The organism is Cognaticolwellia mytili (assembly GCF_002104475.1).
Classification (GTDB): domain Bacteria; phylum Pseudomonadota; class Gammaproteobacteria; order Enterobacterales; family Alteromonadaceae; genus Cognaticolwellia; species Cognaticolwellia mytili.
On the sequence record NZ_NBOF01000002.1, the window covers coordinates 606,342 to 625,423 of the forward strand.

Annotated in this window: 17 protein-coding genes and 1 pseudogene; 5 read left to right on the plus strand and 13 right to left on the minus strand. The window is 37.8% G+C overall.

The features are described from left to right. Nucleotides 1-660: 660 nt before the first annotated feature. The 3 genes from B7C41_RS07555 to B7C41_RS07565 are packed head-to-tail and all read right to left on the minus strand — an operon-like array spanning nt 661 to nt 2,881. The gene (locus tag B7C41_RS07555; protein WP_085298184.1) at nt 661-1,596 is read right to left on the minus strand and encodes a hypothetical protein; all 936 of its coding nucleotides are present in this window, start codon (nt 1,594-1,596) and stop codon (nt 661-663) included. A gap of 3 nt (nt 1,597-1,599) precedes the next feature. After that, the gene (locus B7C41_RS07560; RefSeq protein WP_085298185.1) at nt 1,600-2,340 is read right to left on the minus strand and encodes a hypothetical protein; all 741 of its coding nucleotides are present in this window, start codon (nt 2,338-2,340) and stop codon (nt 1,600-1,602) included. Then, nucleotides 2,330-2,881, minus strand: a complete 552-nt coding sequence (locus tag B7C41_RS07565; RefSeq protein WP_085298186.1) for an RNA polymerase sigma factor — start codon at nt 2,879-2,881, stop codon at nt 2,330-2,332. Before B7C41_RS07565 ends, B7C41_RS07560 begins: the two co-directional genes overlap by 11 nt. 498 nt (nt 2,882-3,379) lie before the next feature. Between B7C41_RS07565 and B7C41_RS07570 the strand changes: the two genes are divergently transcribed. Next, nucleotides 3,380-3,661 (plus strand): peptidylprolyl isomerase, encoded by a 282-nt coding sequence (locus B7C41_RS07570; protein ID WP_085298187.1) that lies wholly within the window; start codon nt 3,380-3,382, stop codon nt 3,659-3,661. A 142-nt stretch (nt 3,662-3,803) separates the two neighbouring features. Here the strand turns inward: B7C41_RS07570 and msrQ are convergent, their stop codons facing one another. The 7 genes from msrQ to B7C41_RS07605 form a co-directional block, all read right to left on the minus strand. After that, nucleotides 3,804-4,436 (minus strand): protein-methionine-sulfoxide reductase heme-binding subunit MsrQ, encoded by a 633-nt coding sequence (gene msrQ, locus B7C41_RS07575; RefSeq protein WP_328590772.1) that lies wholly within the window; start codon nt 4,434-4,436, stop codon nt 3,804-3,806. Further along, entirely contained in the window at nt 4,436-5,446 is a 1,011-nt protein-coding gene (gene msrP / locus B7C41_RS07580; protein WP_085298188.1) for a protein-methionine-sulfoxide reductase catalytic subunit MsrP, read from the minus strand. The genes msrQ and msrP overlap by 1 nt, the downstream gene beginning before the upstream one ends. 98 nt (nt 5,447-5,544) lie before the next feature. After that, nucleotides 5,545-5,907 carry a glutaredoxin family protein gene (locus B7C41_RS07585; protein ID WP_085298189.1) on the minus strand — a complete coding sequence of 121 codons (363 nt, stop codon included), beginning with the start codon at nt 5,905-5,907 and terminating at the stop codon, nt 5,545-5,547. A gap of 55 nt (nt 5,908-5,962) precedes the next feature. After that, entirely contained in the window at nt 5,963-6,514 is a 552-nt protein-coding gene (locus B7C41_RS07590; RefSeq protein ID WP_085298190.1) for a DUF2058 domain-containing protein, read from the minus strand. Between the two features lie 151 nt (nt 6,515-6,665). Continuing rightward, on the minus strand, nt 6,666-8,921 hold the full coding sequence (locus B7C41_RS07595; RefSeq protein WP_085298191.1) for a xanthine dehydrogenase family protein molybdopterin-binding subunit: 2,256 nt from the start codon (nt 8,919-8,921) through the stop codon (nt 6,666-6,668). 2 nt (nt 8,922-8,923) lie between these two features. Further along, nucleotides 8,924-9,394 carry a (2Fe-2S)-binding protein gene (locus tag B7C41_RS07600; RefSeq protein ID WP_085298192.1) on the minus strand — a complete coding sequence of 157 codons (471 nt, stop codon included), beginning with the start codon at nt 9,392-9,394 and terminating at the stop codon, nt 8,924-8,926. A 70-nt stretch (nt 9,395-9,464) separates the two neighbouring features. Continuing rightward, nucleotides 9,465-10,085 carry a nucleotidyltransferase family protein gene (locus B7C41_RS07605; protein ID WP_085298193.1) on the minus strand — a complete coding sequence of 207 codons (621 nt, stop codon included), beginning with the start codon at nt 10,083-10,085 and terminating at the stop codon, nt 9,465-9,467. A 366-nt stretch (nt 10,086-10,451) separates the two neighbouring features. Here B7C41_RS07605 and B7C41_RS07610 point away from each other — a divergent pair, with 366 nt between their 5' ends. From B7C41_RS07610 to B7C41_RS07625, 4 genes and pseudogenes are all read left to right on the plus strand, one after another. After that, on the plus strand, nt 10,452-12,887 hold the full coding sequence (locus B7C41_RS07610; RefSeq protein ID WP_085298194.1) for a penicillin acylase family protein: 2,436 nt from the start codon (nt 10,452-10,454) through the stop codon (nt 12,885-12,887). A gap of 19 nt (nt 12,888-12,906) precedes the next feature. After that, a complete protein-coding gene (locus tag B7C41_RS07615; RefSeq protein ID WP_085298195.1) occupies nt 12,907-13,290 on the plus strand; it encodes an MAPEG family protein in 384 nt (127 codons plus the stop codon). 345 nt (nt 13,291-13,635) lie between these two features. After that, a pseudogene (pheA, locus tag B7C41_RS07620) lies at nt 13,636-14,766 on the plus strand (prephenate dehydratase); the annotation flags it as partial. A 605-nt stretch (nt 14,767-15,371) separates the two neighbouring features. After that, nucleotides 15,372-16,340, plus strand: coding sequence for a dihydrodipicolinate synthase family protein (locus tag B7C41_RS07625; RefSeq protein ID WP_085298197.1), 969 nt, complete (start codon nt 15,372-15,374; stop codon nt 16,338-16,340). Between the two features lie 64 nt (nt 16,341-16,404). On the opposite strand, the gene B7C41_RS07630 is transcribed toward B7C41_RS07625, so the two are convergent. The 3 genes from B7C41_RS07630 to B7C41_RS07645 all read right to left on the minus strand — a co-directional run bounded on the left by B7C41_RS07630 (nt 16,405) and on the right by B7C41_RS07645 (nt 18,786). Next, nucleotides 16,405-16,794, minus strand: a complete 390-nt coding sequence (locus tag B7C41_RS07630) for a hypothetical protein (protein WP_085298198.1) — start codon at nt 16,792-16,794, stop codon at nt 16,405-16,407. A 951-nt stretch (nt 16,795-17,745) separates the two neighbouring features. Next, nucleotides 17,746-18,201, minus strand: a complete 456-nt coding sequence (locus B7C41_RS07640; protein ID WP_085298200.1) for a hypothetical protein — start codon at nt 18,199-18,201, stop codon at nt 17,746-17,748. Nucleotides 18,202-18,384: 183 nt separating this feature from the next. After that, on the minus strand, nt 18,385-18,786 hold the full coding sequence (locus B7C41_RS07645) for a hypothetical protein (RefSeq protein ID WP_085298201.1): 402 nt from the start codon (nt 18,784-18,786) through the stop codon (nt 18,385-18,387). Nucleotides 18,787-19,082: the final 296 nt, after the last annotated feature.

Genomic DNA, 19,082 nt, shown 5'->3' on the forward strand with positions numbered 1-19,082 from the left:
GCATTGAACGTATGGTTTTTCATAATATTGATCTATTCCTTGACTGCTTCATGCCGTGCTGGCTTTTCTAAAGTATCGTTGGTTTTATTAATTAGAGTTTATTGTTATTCTTCGCTGCAACGATATTGGCTATTGTATCTTGTCAAAATGCCATTTCACTATTTTGTTGAAATAAGTCTGGCGGCAATATGCTGCGTCTTGATTTAAATTCAGCTTTCTTTTTACTGTATGTAAACCTTTTACCCCCAAACTTTGATCAAACTCTCTTCGTTGTATTCAATACGGTTAAATGCAAATGTAAACTTAACGCAAAATGTTGCTCATAATATATATTAAAGCGTTTACTTCAAGCGCTGCTTTTGGTTTTCCATTACTGCGCTATTTTGATATGTGTGATTATTGTGATCCGCAACAACAACCTTTAGCGATGTCTCGATGGTTAAGAGCTTAACTTTATAAATTATAACAATTTATACTAGTCGTTTTTGATTAACAAAAATAACCGAATAAATTAAATGATGACTATCAAAAAACTACTGCTTACCACCAATCATCATGTCATCAATTTTGAAAATAGGCCGACCTACATAACGGGCGTGCTTTGTTCATATTTAACATAACACGCACATCAGCATCATATTAACTCCATGTCATATGACTTTAAAATTGATAAACTTCAGCTTTTTTTATCAGTGCTGCTGAATCAATACTATCTGCTGAGCAACGGGCAATATCTTTTTTACTAAAAACAAGAATACTATCTTTATATCGGCCTGCGGATTTATCACCAGCCGATTTGAAAATAATACTAACATGCTCATCCTTTGGTAGTGCTTTTAAACCATTACCATATAAGCACAATGTTTCAGTCAGGTTTGCCGTTAGCTTTTGATAATAACTCACTCGCTCTTTTGCTTGCTCTGCTTGCTGGGCTTTCTGCTCCGCAACCACCTTACTACTTTTTTGTGCTATTTTTCGTTTACTCGCCTGTAACTTTTCTGCTTGTTCGCTAAGCTTACTCAATTCAACATTTAACTCTTCTTTACGCTCATCATTGGCTCTAGCAAGCTGATAAGTTAAATCTCTTTTTTCACGCTCAACATCTTTTAGGCGGTATGCTAAGTTACGTTGTTCCTCTCTTAACTCACGATTTCTCTCTCGACCATGTTCAAAAATTTCCATCGCTCTCTCATAGCCATTAGCAGCAGTCTCTAGCGCATGTGTTACCGTTTCATTAATATCTACATTAAAGTTTTCTTCAAAATTATCGTTAACCGAAGGTGCTATTGGGGCAACAGGCATTTCTGGCATGGTGAAGTTAAAATTATAACTGCCCCATTGACGATTATTAGCCGCAGAATTAATGGTAAAAACGATTCCTTGACCGCGTAAATAGGTACTTTGAATACTATTAATTTTCGAGCGCTGACCTGTTGTTTGATCTGAAACTGACGATTTTATAATATCACTCATAATAGACAGTTGCTTATGCATATCATGATATTGTTGATTGTTCTGTTCAGCGGCAAACCCTGCGCCGGTAACTAATAAACAAGGTATAACCATTGCCGATGAAAATAACGTAAATTTGTTCATATTTTACTCCTCAGAAGTCCAATTAACCGGTGTGATTTTTGTTCCATCTTGATTCAAGCCAAAGCTGTTAGTGTTGTCGCGTTGGTAAGTTTTATTATATTTAATCGCTTGTTCAAGCTGTTGATATTTGATTTTTTGATCTAGTGCATCATCTTTTCGTTGCGCATTAATATATTGAATAAAATCACTAATATCTTCTTCTCGCTCTTGTCGAGAGGCGCCAATAATATAACTTGCTAGCTGTAAATTACTGTCTTGTTGCTGCACTTTAATATCGGCGGCATAGTTTGCTAAAACAACTTGTTGCTCTTGCGCAAAACCTTGTAGTTTTTCATCAACCAGCTTGGCAATTTTTTTATCTTGCTGCTGCGCATTACTGCCTGCAAAGCTCAATAGAATGCCATCGTCCTGCATAATTAATTCAACTTTAAATAGCACTAATGCCATCGCAAACATTGAAAATGCCATAGACATTGCAGGCAAACCACGCCACTGCCAAAACGGGACTTTATCGCTTTTAAAAGCACTAGCACGATCCCACGTTGGCACATCGACTTCGCTCGACATTGCTATTTGATGCTCGATGAAGTGAGCGGTATCTTTTCGTTTTTGCCAACTTGAGTCAGCATTTAATTCTTTATTCATTTCATCGTTTAACTTATCATTTAACTCGGCATCATCTGACTTGCCATCAAGCCAATTAGCAAATGCCTGCTCTTGCTCTAACGCTTTATTATTTGACATGTTCTAACTCCAAATGACCTTTTAATTTATCCAATGCACTATACAACCGCGACTTAACCGTATTGACTGAAACTCCTAACTGCTGGGCTATATCGTCAAATGTGCAATGTTGGAAAAACTTTAATTCAACCACTAACTTTTGATTCACTGGCAACAGCTGCATAGCACTATTGAGTATATTCGCCTGCTGACCATTGAACATTTGCATTTCAGGGCAAGCTTCGCTGGTTTGCTCTTCCTGCTCTGGAATATCATCAAGCGATTGTGTCGGTTTCTTCCGGCGATAAAACTCTATACAACGGTAATGGGCTATTTTAAACATCCAGCCCTTAAACGGACTATCACCACGAAATGAGGGCAAATTTCTAAAAACTGCCATGAACACATCTTGCATCAAATCTAAGGCGTCGTCAGGATTACTGACCATACGCAATGTATAGTTGTATAAGTTTTTTTCGTAGCGCTTTACTAGCGTTATCCAGGCTGATTTCTTTCCTTTCAGCGCTTGTTTTACTAGCGTTTCATCGCTTCGTTCAAACACACATTATCCTTGTTTTTATTAAATAACCTCAGCTCGGCTTAAGCAATGCCATCCAATAAAGCTATTTAAATGCCTATCTACGTTGTTGATGTACCAAATAGCTCGCTATTCGGATACATAAACGTCTTGATACCCACTTAACTATCATCATTGGAAATAGAGAATTCATCAAAAGTGTTGCTTATCAATTGATTAAGACATCCATTAAACCGAGTTGAGGTTAAGTATCTTCACTCTATTATAAGTAAGGTAGTGACAGCCAAAAAAATAGTTTGAAAATAATTAAATTATTTTTAATTTTTACTAGCGCGAACAGTTTTTAATATGACTACTTGAACTTTATTTGAATATATTGAAGATGATTTATACAAAGGATCAGTCCAATTTTGCTATTAATACTCCGCAGCGTATCAATTGTCATCCTGACTATTTTATTTTTTATAATAAATACGTTACAGTCCAGTAATATAAATAACAATGATTAATGTAGGAATTACAATGTTAACAGCATCAGCACGTCATATACTGGTAGACACCGAAGAGCAATGTCTAACATTAAAGCAAAAAATTGAGGCAGGAGAAGAGTTTACAGCAATAGCTAAAGAACATTCAAATTGCCCATCGAAAGCGCAAGGCGGCGCATTAGGCTCTTTTGGACGTGGTCAAATGGTACAAGAGTTTGATGAAGTGGTTTTTTCTGCTGAATTGAATACCGTTCAAGGTCCAGTAAAAACTCAGTTTGGCTATCACTTACTTGAAGTTACTGAACGTAGCGAGTAATAGCTTTTATAAGGCAGAGTTAAATTAGTTATTGTCCTATGTTCATAAAATAACGTATTTTATGAACATTAAAAAAGCGAAAGTATTCAACTTTCGCTTTTTAGTTTTCAAAGACTAAGCTTCACCATTCCTGCTAAATAAATTACTTAAACCAACGCTTAATCTTATCGCGTCGTAAACTTATTAAGAACAAAGTAATAACGGCATAAATTCCTGGCTCAATAATTTCTGACTTTACTGACCATAAAAAATGCAGAGCTATCAACAAAACTGCGCCATAAACGCCATTATGTAATCGTTGCCAATTTTTCTTCATCTTACGTTTAAGCGTATTAACAGAAGTCAGTGCTAATGCAAATAGTATCAGCAACGCAACCATACCAACGGTAATGTAAGGCCTTTCAATAATTTCATCTACAAATAAAGCAAAATCAAATTGCACTTCAAATGCTAGAAAACTCAATAAATGACACATGGCATAGGTAAAGCTATATAAACCAAGTAACCGTCTGCTTTGCAATAAGTAACCTTGGCGATATTTTTTAGCCAACGGCGTTAAAGCCAAGGAAATCAATAAGATATTAAAGGATCCAATACCAGTAAAATGAATCACTTCTTTTACAGGGTCAGCACCAAGTTGGTCACTAAACGCTAACACATAAAGTGCTAGTAACGGCAAAAATGATAGCAAGTGAATAGCGATTTTAAGTAACAGTACTCTGTTATTTAAAAATACTTGTTTAAAAGTAATGTTATTCACTGTCGTCACGCTCACTAGTAATCTTTCCTCAAGTCCATATTTTTGTACATATCGGCAACTTCTTCGCCATAACCATTAAATGGCAAGGTCGCAATGCGGTTACGCGCAAGTAAGCCGCCCGTTGTTAAACGTCTTTCGCTAGCTTGACTCCAACGCGGATGATCAACGTCTGGGTTTACATTGGCATAAAAACCATATTCGTTAGCGGCTAGCATATTCCAAGTAGTTGGCGGCTTATGCTCCACCAGTTTAATGCCAACAATCGATTTTATACTCTTAAAACCATATTTCCAAGGTACAACTAACCGAATAGGTGCGCCATTTTGTGCTGGTAAGGTTTTGCCATAAAGTCCAACACTCATTAAGGTTAATGGATTCATTGCTTCATCAATACGTAAACCTTCTACGTAAGGGTATTTTACCCCACCACCAATACGGCGGCTTGCTTGCCCTGGCATTTGCTCAGGGTCATATAAGGTTTCAAAGGCGACATATTTTGCTCTAGAATTCGGCGCCGCTCTTTTAATCAACTCTGCTAACGGAAAACCGATCCAAGGGATTACCATCGACCAAGCTTCAACACAACGTAAACGATAAATACGCTCTTCAAGTGGAAAGCTTTTGAATAGATCATCGTAACCCAAGGTAAACGGTTTATCGACTTCACCAGAGATTTTTAATTGCCAAGGATCAACTTTAAATCCTTGCGCATTCTCTACCGGATCACCTTTGCCAGTGCCAAATTCGTAAAAATTATTATGAGAGGTAACTTTAGCTTCAGGGGTAAGTATTTGGCTAGACTCACTAGCCTGTTGAAATTTTAATGCTTGTTGTTGAAACAATACATCTTTTTTACTACTGAAAAAATCCAAAGCGCCAGCATTTGCTGATGCTGATTGAGCCAACAAACTACCTGCACCAAGATAGCCAAGCTGTTTTAAAACATCACGTCGGGAATGATAAAAACTTTCATCTGTCACTTGTTGTTCAGATAATTGAGAACTTTTCTTTGTTTTAATTAACATCTTTACCTCTAATTGGCCTAAATACCTACCGATAAATAGACCACAAAAGCACTAAAAAAATTCTCAGCTAATTAAAACAAATTTAATAGTAATTGAATTTAGCGGGAAAATTTCGCTAAATAATTAATAATATCGCCAGACTCATACATCCAAGTAACTGACTGATCTTCATTAGTAATTTTAAGGCAAGGCACGGTTCTTTTTCCTCCCTCACGGATCAATTCTTCACGGTAGCTTTCTTGTTGATTTATATTGCGTAATTCAACATTTAAGCCTAAACGCTTCATAGCACGTCGTGTTTTCACACAAAATGGACATGCTGGTAACTGATATAAACTTAGATGTGCAGTGCTGGCATTAACTTCTTTTTGTACTTCTGCGCTGCGCTTTGGTGAGCGTGGTGAAAAAACAAAATTCAATAACAATATTAAACGGCCTATAGGCCAACGAATTAAAAACATAAAAACTTTTGCTCACTTGTTTGTAAATAAAATAGAGGGTAGATAAATTTAGTGCTTACCACATTAAATCATCAGGAATTTGAAAGTCTGCATACGGATCATCAGCATCACTATCAGTTGTTTCTACCTTAGTGTTTTGCACTAAAATAACGTCTTTATCTAAGCTAGCAACTTTTTCAGCCGTTTCTGCCGTAACAATATAAGTTCTATCATCAATACCACATAAAGCTAATTGACCATTAACTAGTGCTTTGTGAGTAACATTATCAATAAATAATTTTTTAATTTTACTGTTAAAAGTGTAGTTATATTCTGCTTCACCTTTTACATTGGTAATTTGATGATGCTGTAAAATTTGGCGAACTCTTAATTGCTGTTCTTTCGCTGCTAATGCTGCTTTTTTCTCGTCATTTAGCGCAGTATCTCGGACAAGCTTTTCTTGCTTAGCTAGCTCAAGTTCTTTTTTAACTTGCTCTTGTAAGCTAGCATCGACTGCCACACCACTACGTTTTTGCTTATTGGTTTTACGCTTATCACTATTAGCTTGTCGTGCTTTTTGCTTGGTGGTTAAACCAGCTTTTAGCAATTGGTCTTGTAATGAGGCCATCAATTTTCTCTCAATATCAATAATGGCGCTATTTTATCAGGTCATTTACAAATTTACAGCACTCATCGTTCCTTCACATTCATTCAGAAAGTAAAAAGCAGCATAAACTGCTGCTTTTTAAAGACAAACCGAACCTACCAGAACCTATTTACTAAACAATGCCATATTGTTTTAGTGGTAACTCTCGGTAGCGCTTACCTGTTGCATTGAAAATGGCATTACAAATTGCCGGTGCTATTGGCGGCACACCAGGCTCACCAACACCACCGGGAGCGGCATCACTGGCAATTATTTCAACATGCGTTGTTGGTGCGTCTGAGTATCGAGCTATTTGGTAGCCGTCAAAATTACTTTGTTCAATAACACCATTATTTGCTGTTAATTCACTAAAAAATGTTAGCGATAAGCCAAAGATTGCTGCACCTTCCATTTGTGAGCGTATCCTTTCAGGATTTACTGCTAAACCACAATCAACCGCCATCCAAACATCATGTACTTTTATTTTTCCATCACTGTTTTCAGAGACTTCAACAACACAAGCAACATAACTTACGAAACTTCGATGCATAGCAATACCAAGCCCATGACCTTTAGGTAGCTTTCGTCCCCACTTTGCCATATCACTGGCTTTTTCAATCACAGCTTTCATACGCGCAGTTTCGACAGGGAACTTATCAAGAGTTTCACCATAATTACTGTACTCTGCATTTTCTGTTGAGAAATCAATTTTTCGGTCTTTACCAATTAATGTTAATAAGTGCGCTTTACTGTCTTGATGTTTAGCATTAGCAAGTTCGTCAGCAAACGAGCAAACTGCAAAAGCATGGTTAATATTTGTTACAGAGCGCATCCAACCAATACGGGTATGAGCTGGCGCTTTACCGATAGCACAACGGACATTGGCGATATCATATGGCATATCGATTAAGCCTAAACTAGCTTCAGAGCCAATTAAATCGGCTCCTTTACTAAACGTAGCGCCAATGGGAGGCTCTGCCACATGGTGCTGCCAAGCACTAACCTGGCCCCTTTCATCAATACCTGCCGCCAATTTTTGATAACTTGCTGCATGGTAATAACCATTTCGAATCTCGTCTTCACGCGTCCACAACACTTTAATTGGAACGTTTAATTGTTTCGATAGTATTGCCGCTTCAACGACAAAGTCTGGCTTAGATTTACGGCCAAAACCGCCACCTAATAAAGTTACGTTAACATTAATGTTTTCCGCAGCAACCCCGGTGATTTGCGCGACAGTACCTTGCGCTGATTGTGGTGTTTGAGTACAAGCCCAAATGTCAAAAATTCCATCATGATAGTGTGCCGTTGCCGCTGGTGGTTCCATCGGCACATGAATCAATTCAGGCACATAGTACGATGCCTTCAATACTTGTTTGGCATCTGATAGCGCTTTTGCTACATCACCTTTACTGCGTAATACCTTCGCGGGATTATCACAACCTTTTGCTAATGCTTCCTTATAAGTATCGCTGTTATAAACTTGATGCTCACTTTCATGCCACTGAACGTCTAACGCTTCACGACCTTTAATGGCAGCCCATGTATTGGTTGCAATTACAGCAACACCGCCTAAAGGTTTAAATACCGCAGGCTCTTCAAGATCAGCTAGTTGCACAATATCAACAACACCGTTAATAGCTTTTGCGGCGTCAGCATTAAATGATTTTACTTTCGCGGCTAATACCGGCGGGCGGGCAATTACCGCGTACTGCATATTATCTAATTCAACATCAAAACCGAAGACTGTTGCGCCAGTGGCAATTTTTTCACCGTCAACCAAGGCAACATCTGATTTACCAATAAACTTAAAGTCTTGCTTGGCTTTTAGTATTAACGCTGAAGCTTCAGGTAACGCCATTTTACTCGCCGCTGGTACTAAGCTACCAAATGATAATTGTCGGCCTGATGTCTCATGAATAATAAAGTTGTTATCTGCTTTGGTTTCACTTACATCTACGTGCCATCGATTAGCAGCAGCTTGTTGCAGCATCATACGTGCTGAAGCGCCAGCCTCTCTAAGTGGTTGATAAAAACGTCTTACCGAACGCGATCCGTCGGTATTTTGGCTACCATACTTTTTATCACCTAAGCCTTGAACAATATCTATTTTTTCCCAGTCTGCACCCAACTCATCAGCAACAATCATCGGGATACTGGTGCGAATGCCTTGGCCCATTTCAGAGCGATGCACCACAATGCTAACGATATTGTCAGTACCAATTTGCACATAAACATTCGGGGCAAATTTATCAGTAGCAAGAGAACCTGCTAGCGCTTTAGGAATCGTTAACATTGAAGGTAATTGAACACCTAAAACTAAAGCGGTAGAGCTAATACCAAGTTTTTTTAAAAAGCCGCGACGGCTAACATTTTCAATTTTTTTCATGCTTAGCTCCCTTTCACTTCAGTGGCTAAATCTGCAGCTAGGTGAATAGCTTTTTTAATGCGCTGATATGTACCACAACGACAAATATTGCCACTCATGGCTAAATCAATGTCTTGATCATTTGGCTTAGCATTGCGATCAAGTAATGCAACGGCCGACATTATCTGCCCTGATTGGCAATAACCACATTGCGGCACATTTAAACTTTGCCATGCTTGCTGAACCGGATGTTCTCCTTGCTCAGACAAACCTTCAATGGTGGTAATTTTCTGCTCAGCGATTGCTGAGACAGGTGTTATACAAGAACGAATTGGCTGACCATCAACATGCACGGTACATGCACCACATAAGCCCTTACCACAGCCATATTTGGTGCCGCTATATTTTAAAACATCTCTTAATGCCCATAGTAATGGCATTTCACCATCATCATTAAATTGATGGGCTTTACCATTAACGGTTAAAGTGATCATGCTTTCGCTTCCTTCTTGGTTTAACCCTATAGACAAAGTAAGTTCTGCCTATAGGATCTTAACTTATTATTTATGACTTATAATTGAGCGTTTCATTCATCGCTATTAATTGCTCTGGTGTATCTACGTCGATAAATGCACTAACTAAAGGTATTTTTAACAAGGCATTTCGATATTTAACTAATAGTGGCTTTGCGCCTTGCTTACCAGTTAACAGAGTTAATTCAGTAAAGTAGTTATGTGGAAATATAACAGGCGGCCCAATTTTATCTTTTAATTCAGCGCTGACTTTATCTTGTGCAACAATGATAGCATCTTTATGACTCTGCCAATGATCTCGATGGTGAATAAGATCATTAGCCGTTAGCTGCCATTGATCAACTAATACGATCATCACAGCCTCAATATCAGGTGTTAATGCTTGAATACCTGTAGCAATTGACGAAGCCATTCCACCTGCCCAATCGCTATTAATGATAGTCGTGATCGGTAAGTGAACAATGCGAGAGGCAACTTGCTCAGCTTGATAACCTAAAACGCAGTAAACATTCTTTGTCACTTTTAAAGCTAATGCGAGCTGCACCTCAATTAAACTTTTACCGTTAATGGGTAGCAACTGCTTCATTTTCCCTAATCGTGACGATTGACCGGCCGCCAGCACAATAATGGCAAAATTTCCTGATGCACTCATGTTTTTGATAACACCATTTAGATAAGTTTCATAATTGATAGCCAAATTAACAGTTAAATCACTTTAGTAGAATAACAATTATCTACAAAAAATTACTGTCATCATTTTTGCTATTTGTATGTTCAAAACATTTGAGTTTCTAAAAAGCATCTTAAAGCTAACACCCCAAGCATTAATTACTGACATAAAAACTCAAACTATAAGCGTGTATTGAATAAAATTAGCAAGACTAAATACAAATCACAATGGCGTAAATGTAAATAAAAATTAATACTTAAGCTAATAATTTAATGTCACTTCTCGATTCAAACTAGCCCATTTTTCAGGTACTCTAACTTACCGAAATTGCCAGCTTGCTCACATCAAATGAAACATTATAAAAATATCTTCATCGGTACGTTTTTTATCCTGCTATTTATCATTGCAACACTAGCAACATGGATATATAGCCAGATTGACAGTGCATTACCACAATTAGAAGGTAAAAAAACACTATTTGGATTGTCTGCTACAGCAACTGTTGAGCGAGATAAAAAAGGCATTGTAACCATTAAAGCAAAAAACCGCTTAGATGTTGCCGTCGCTACAGGTTTTGTACATGCTCAAGAACGCTTTTTTCAAATGGATTTATTACGCAGAAATTCAGCTGGTGAATTGGCCAGTTTATTTGGTGAAGTAGCAATAAACTATGACAGTGATATACGCCGCCATCGTTTTCGTGAACGTGCAATGTCCATAGTTAAGCAATTACCTAAAGCGGATTTCGACTTACTTAAAGCCTATACTCGTGGCGTTAATCAGGGTTTAAAATATCTTAAAGCGCCGCCTTTTGAATACTTGCTACTTCAACATGATCCCGTTGAGTGGCAAGAAGAAGATACTATTTTGTCGGTGTTGAGCATGTATATCGACTTACAATATCAAGATGGTAAACGCGAACGCACTTTAGGGTTATTAAAGTCTACGCTTAGCGCTGAAGTTTATGATTTCCTTAACCCTAAAGGTAGTCGTTGGGACGCCGCAATTGATGGTAGTCAATATCCAGCATCACCATTACCTAAAGCGCCATGGCCGTCAGCTTCTAGCGAAGAATTAACCATGTTAATACAAGACAATACTGTGCAAACCGCTTTAAACACATTAATCCCAGTCACCCTAAGTCGAAATAAATCAGCACAAAATGAAGAGTTTCCTGGCTCAAATAACTGGGCGGTTGGCGGTAACATCAGCGCAACAGGTAGTGCCATTGTCGCGAACGATATGCATTTAGGCATTCGCGTACCCAACACTTGGTTTAGAGCCTCTTTTGAATATCAAAGTAAAGAAAAAAAATTCGTCAAAGTAACTGGAGCAACATTACCTGGCACCCCTAATATAATTATTGGCAGCAATAGTCATATTGCTTGGGGCTTCACCAATAGTTATGGTGATTGGAGCGATGTTATTGTTTTAGAAACTAACGAGGATAACAGCCAATATCTTACTCCTATTGGCTACCAGCCATTCCTAAAAAATAAACAAATCATCGCAGTTAAAGATCAAGAAGCCGTTGACATTACAGTAATAGATACTATTTGGGGGCCTGTTATTGGTAAAAACGCACAAGGCGATTTACTTGCCTATCGTTGGGTTGCCCATGACACCACTGCGGTAAATATGGCGATTACTGAATTGGAAACTGCCACCAATGTTGAACAAGCATTTGCCATCGCCACACGTGCCGGTATGCCAGCACAAAACTTAATGGTAGGCGACAACCAAGGTAATATCGGTTGGACTATCATGGGGCCAATACCTCAACGCAATAAAGTCTTTGGTGAGGTTCCAACCTCTTGGGCTAATGGCGAACACCAATGGCAAGGACTATTAACTGCAGCTGACTACCCTAAAGTAATGAACCCTGATGACTCCCGTTTATGGACAGCAAATTCACGCGTTATTGGCAACGACATGCTAGCTAAGGTCGGTAACGGTGGCTATGCATTAGGTGCTCGTTCTTCACAAATAAAACAAAATCTTAACGCTAAGAGTAGCTTCGATGAACAAGCACTTCTCGATATTGCTTTAGACGATAAAGCTAACTTTCTACTGCGCTGGCAAGAATTTCTACTATCGAAAGTATTAACCACTGAAATGCTAGCAAAACATAGTGACTGGCAAGAAGTGAAAACAATTATCAGTTACGATAACTTAGCCGCAACTAAAGATTCTGTCGCCTATCGCCTAGTGCGAAACTTCCGTTTAAACGTCAGAGACCAAGTGTTCGATATTTTTAATGAAAATATGACCAAACTTGACGAAGACTTTAGTTTTCACACCATACGTCATCAACTAGAAATACCATTATGGCAATTGGTGAATCAACAACCTGAAAATTTCTTATGGCGTGGTCATGACAGTTGGACAGCGCTTTTTGAAGAAACCCTAGAAAAAACACTTGCTGAAATGACCGAATCTTCATCACTAGCCAATGCCACTTGGGGCAAGCAAAATGTTAGTAAAATTCAGCATCCTTTAAGTCGAGCAGTGCCACTTATCGGCCGTTGGTTAGATATGCCTGAAGTTGAATTAGCAGGCGACAGCTACATGCCAAGAGTTCAAGGAAAATCATTTGGTGCCTCCCAGCGTATGGTGGTTTCACCAGGCCATGAAGAACGTGGAATTTTCCATATGCCAACTAGCCAGTCAGGGCATCCTTGGAGCCCATATTATGGTGTCGGTCACGAAAATTGGGTTAAAGGCGAAGCATCTAGCTTCTTACCGGGTCCAGTTGCTTATACCTTAACTTTACTTAGCTATTAGATTTAACACAGGAATTATTATGACTACCTTAATTATTTGTTTATTTATTGCCGCCCTTTTACCTTTCATCGCGAAAGTACCCGTGGCAATTGCTATGCACAAGCTCAACGGCTACAACAATAATCACCCACGCGCACAGCAAGCAGAGCTAACAGGTTTTGGCGCTAGAGCACTCGCTGCACATCAAAACGCTTTTGAATCACTCGCGGTTTTTGCGCCAGCAATTTTACTTGCCATTGCAACGAATAATACTGGCTCAATGATTGAACAACTTGCCATTACTCATGTTATTGCTCGCGTACTTTATAACATTGCTTATTTGATCAATATTGGCACCATTCGTTCAATAATTTGGGCGGTAGGCATAGTGAGTTCATTTACTATCATCTACCAATGTATCTAGCTTAAGGTAGCTCGATTTACCGTAAATTAACTTAACTGCCCTCTTATAGTGACTTTTATTGTATCAACAGCCAAATAGGCATAAAGAAACGGTTGAAGTATTGCCAGAGGGTAGATAAAGTAAAGCTATGCAAACGACAAAACTTAACTTTTTCTTTAACGTGTTTTTTCTCTCAGTACTCTGAGCGCGTTTTAGGTTTTGGCATTTAATAAAAACCTCCAAGCGGAGGTTTTTTAGTTTTAGCGTGTTTAGTAAAAATAACGAATAAATAAAATAACTAATAACTCAGTTAAAACGTGAATATTGCAGTGACTCAACTCATAACAACGATAGTAGGAAAACGCGGTGAACGAAGCATTAGATCTAAATAAAATACGTGAAAAAATTACCCAGCTCGATCAGCAGTTACTTACCTTATTTGCTGAGCGCCGCGCATTAACTCTCAACGTTGCTAAAAGTAAGGCACATCAAATTCGCCCTGTACGTGACCAACAACGTGAGCAAGAATTGCTTATACGCTTAATCACCAACGGCAAAAAGCTCGGGCTTGACGCGCATTACGTTACCAGTATTTTTCAAACCATTATTGAAGACTCAGTATTAAATCAGCAAGCCTATTTGCAAACGCTTGCTAACCCAAATATTCAAGAGCCAACCGTCAGCGTGGCTTTTCTGGGTGATAAAGGCTCGTATAGTTATTTAGCCAGCCACCGTTATTTTTCTCGTCGTGCTGAAAAAATTATTGAAAGTGGTTGCCAAAGTTTTGCTGAAATTATGCAACAAGTTGAATCAGGCAGCGTTGATTACGGCATGTTGCCAATTGAAAATACTAGCTCAGGCAGTATTAATGAAGTGTACGATGTGCTGCAACACACCAACTTGTCGATTGTTGGTGAAATCACCCAGCCTATTGAGCATTGTTTGCTTACCGCGGTAAACACTCAGCTTAGTAAAATTAAAACTATTTACGCCCATGGTCAGCCCTTTGCGCAATGTAGTAACTTTCTTGATAAGCAAAGCGATATACGTATTGAATACTGTGAAAGTACGGCCGATGCCATGGCACAAGCTTATGAATTACAAGACGACAGTGTTGCCGTTATCGGCAGTGAAGAAGGCGGCAATTTATATCAATTACATGCCCTAGAAAAGTCAATTGCCAATCAAAGTGAAAACCATAGCCGCTTTATTTTAGTAGCACGTAAACCCGTTGATGTAGCAGAACAAATTCCAGCAAAAACAACGCTCGTTATTGCCACTGGGCAAAAACCAGGTGCATTGGTTGAGTGTTTACTGGTATTAAAGAATAAAGGCATTAACATGTGCAAACTTGAATCAAGACCAATTCAAGGTCGCCCATGGGAAGAAATGTTCTATATCGACGTAGAAGCTAACTTGAAGAACTTAGCGCTGCAAGAAGCTATCAGCCAAATTACCGAACAAACCAACTTTATTAAAGTATTAGGTTGCTACCCAATTGAGCATATTAGCCCAACTAATGTGCCAAGTAGTGCGCTGGTATAGTCATCGACCACTACCAATAATTCGTCACTCTTTCAAATAAGAGTGACGAAGCACCAAACTCAGCACTTTTATTATTCCCACCTTGCTACCAAGGCGGTCATTCAACATAATAATTAAATTCGTTTTCTTCCAATCTATTTGTTTGCATTTTGTCTAGCTTCTATTTTCTACTTTCTCTTTTCTAATGCATTACTTTATGTATTAGCTTATGTATAAGTGAGCATAATCACTCATACGTATCAATCAGTCGGTTAGTTTCATTAAGAGCGTAAAATTGAAGAACTTTTACTATGTCGCTAGTGTGTTACCTATGTTATTAATGGAGCTGAGCAAACAGCTGCTTAAAGTCGTAAATTGAATTTATGCATACCCCTCAGGGAATTAACAAAAACACCCACTCTAATTTATTGAGCGTTAATTTAAACCCTTTCAGCCCGCGTCCCTAATCAGCCTGAGGCAGTTCAAATGATAAGATTTATTTAACACAATACGTTTGGTATAATGTATACAATAAGGTATGATTTATTTAATGTGATTTTTAAACAAAAGGTAAGATGATGGAAAAAACTAGTAACGACTGGCGATATACGGTTATGCCAGCCGTGTTTACATGGCTAAAAGAGTCAGAGTCCGGCGCCGTTGAAATTGATTTTGATGCAACAAAAAAATACGCTGCAGACATTTTAAAAGTTCAAGGGAAAGGTGGAAGCCGAATGGGTGGACTTGTCGGCTCAGGCACGCTAGGTGAGAATAGTTACCTAAGCTCTGAACAGCGCCTTTCTTTACTTAAATCTCTTTCCGAAGTTGCTAAAGAATACAATGTTCCATTGATCAGCGGAGCGGCAGCAGAAACGAAAGAAGAGCTTGCTAAAATAGTTAAAGAACTAGCAACGGTGGGTGTAGACACAGTAATGGTGATGCCACCAAAAACTAAAGCAACTCCTTCTGATGAGGAAATGTATGCATACTACGCACTTTCTGCAACAGCTGCAAAAGAGGCAGGCGTAACAATTATGCCTTATAACAACCCTGATGCAGCCGGGTATCATGCTATTTCAACAGACATTCTTAGAAAACTTGCTGCTCTCCCTGAAGTAACGGCACTTAAAATATCGACTACAGATGTTTCAACTATTGAAACGCTAATGTTAGAGAACAAAGATTTAAAAATCTTAGCAGGTGTTGACACGGTAACCGTACATGCTGGACTTGCTGGGGCATGCGGTGGAATTACGGGTGTAGGTTGTATATTCCCAAAAGCGAGTGTTTCTATGCAAGAGTATGTTAATAATGGTAATTGGGCTGAGGCAAACAAAATTTCTCAGGCGATGAATTCTATATCGTACTTAGATGCTCAACCGCTACTTATGGAATATCTTAAGTATGCATTTGGCATTCATCATAGCGATGCTGATGGAGGGCTTCTTACCCTTGGTAAAAAGTTAACTCAAGAGCAAATTGATGATGTTCGTATAAGATACTCTCTAGCAAAAGAAAGACTTGAAGCTCTGGATTTAATAGACTAATCCTGTCAAATATTCAAAAAGATAAAGCTCCGTTTTTACGGGGCTTTTTTTGTCCTTTCGGATTTTATATTTTTAACACTCCAAAACAACTTAGCCATTTATATGCTTCATCTATATTTTCACAAAAATTTGTTTCGACATTAGTTAAAACAGAATGGCTATCTTCCATCAACATTTTTTGGATAGACATACTACAAATCACAGCTTCATATTTTTGGTTGTTACTATTACCCCATTGATTTAACTTATCAATTTCATTCCACATTTCTGGTGTAGATAACTCCCATTGAGTCATATCAACTAAGCATCCCCATGGCTTATCATTTATTGTTTGTACAAGCGCTTTGTACTCTTTACAAAGCCTTAAAACTGTCTCAATATTCCAAGAGTCAAAACATTTAATAATTAATGTTTGATCAACTATTTTCATATCAAATGAACCATGTTCTTGCACATAAACTCCAGAAAAATATAACGCCCCATTAGGAGGCTTTTAATTGTCGGCTAAAATGTGAAGCGAAGCGGAACCTAGCCAACTGTTCAACGTCCTGCTTGAATGACTTACTAGAAAGGCTCTTCGACAGCCTCAAAGCATTGTAACAAGCCATAATGAAAATTAACAATGCTACTGTCATAGCAAGCTCCCACAACCAAACCATAAAATACATTTACAATTTGATGGTAAATATTATCTGTTGGATTTAAAGCATTAGATGCAAAATAAACACAAATAAGTGCAATTATTGAATATATTGTTGCTTGTAATAAGTTAGCTGTTGCCAAATTATAAAGATATGGTTTTTTATATCTTTTTGATTCTTTTAGATTTGAGGACGCTGTAAAACTGTGTGCGCATAAAGCACCAGAAATACTTATCGAAACAGTTAAAGCCCCAATAAAAAGTGTAAATTGGGATTAAGCCTATTCTGAATAAAACTAGTTTAGTACTGGGTATAATGATCGCCTTTCTAACAGCTTATTATGCGGACTTCTCAGTAATCCCCATCTACTTGATTGTTGAATGAAACAACTAAATGTTATTTAATTTCAAAGTCTTATTATATTAATAAAAACATCTATTGTAGACAGGTCAGGTAATTACTGAGAGTTCTCACTAATATACATGATTCATTTATTAGAAAAGCTAGTGACAATATTAATTACTAACGTCAGCTAAGCCCGCAATGTGATCACAACAAAGTATTGTTAGCTTGGCTTTTTAGTCGTTTAAGTTGAAATCACTATTATTTGGTATGGCACTTTATTACTCTGCAACCATTTCACTACCATATAGCGATAAACATAGTGTATTTCGACGTATAATAATTTAGAAAAATAGGATGTTCGAGAAAGCGAGAGCATATGCGGGCAGGTTCACTGCCCTTTCATAACTAACGATAGGTGGTTAGCTAACTTTCTTCTTACGACTTTTATAAACAACAAAAGCAACAGTTAGAAAGGCTAAGAAAAACATACCAAGGGTTGAACTACCTTGCTCAGCTTCAATGTCTTCTGGCGTTAAAATGAATTTTCCAGCGGTTTTCATTTCATAAACTTGATAAAAATCACCATTGGCTTGACGAGCAATTAACTGCACGTCTTTACCAAGTAATGGCTGGGAGGTGTTATCGCTACAATAATCAGCGCGGAAATTAACACTTAAATTAAAAGTTAATTCAGATTCTTTTAAAGATAATGCCGCTGCGCCTTTGTACGGACAATGCAGTTTATGGATCACACCGTTAAAGGTTTGCAAATCAGTCAACTCGGCATATGGCTTAGTTTCCATCGAGCTTTTAACACCAACAAATAGAAAGAAGCATGCCAGTGCTAGTAATACAGTTTTTGCGTATTTATTCATATAATTTCAAGCCCAATTTGGTATAAAAATGCTTTATGTCACAAGTAAAACAAATTTCACCATAAAGTGCCTTATTTCAGATCATTATTTTGCTTAATTCTATTGAATTCACCTTACCTTTTTAGTTTTGCTTAACTGTGTTTTGTTTAGCTTAGTTTTACTTCAGAGCTAGGTTAATCAGCTTTAAATAGTTAATGGCTTTCGACGCTTAATTCTAAAAACAATCGCACTGAAGGTTAAAATGAATATACTGGGAATTGCCGCGAACATGATGGCAGGCAGCATAAACTGGGCAATCAGTAAGATTAAGGTGATAAAACATAGTGTCGGCAACAGTAACCAGAAGGTATGCTCGCTTGCACATAACTTAAAAACTTTACGCATAAGAATGAGTAGTGAAAGACTAACAGCACAAGCAATAACTGCAGTTACAGCTCCAGAGTAATAATCAAGAATAAAATCGGTATGAGGGTGAAGAATGCTAGGTACGGGCGCTAAATTACCAATATGAACTAACCAAATTAGTGAGCCAGCAATTAGACAGCCAAAATTAAATGACCATAGTTTTTTATTTACCTCAAACATCGGTATTCTCCAAATTTATTATTATTATTTTTATCCTTTATATCGCAAGTGTGTTTTTTAATCAATATGTATTAATTTTATACACAAAGAATCATCATCAATAAGTCATCAGACGTAAAAGGATACTTATGCACCGCTATTAACTAGTGGTTCTGTAGCATTTAAAGCATTGAAAAATAATAACTTTAAAGAAGTGTTTTAATAATAAAACTGAGAAAAAGTAATTTACTATCTAAAACAAGCAAAAGCCCACACAAACTAACGATTATATGGGCTTTGTAAGCAACTTGACTAGA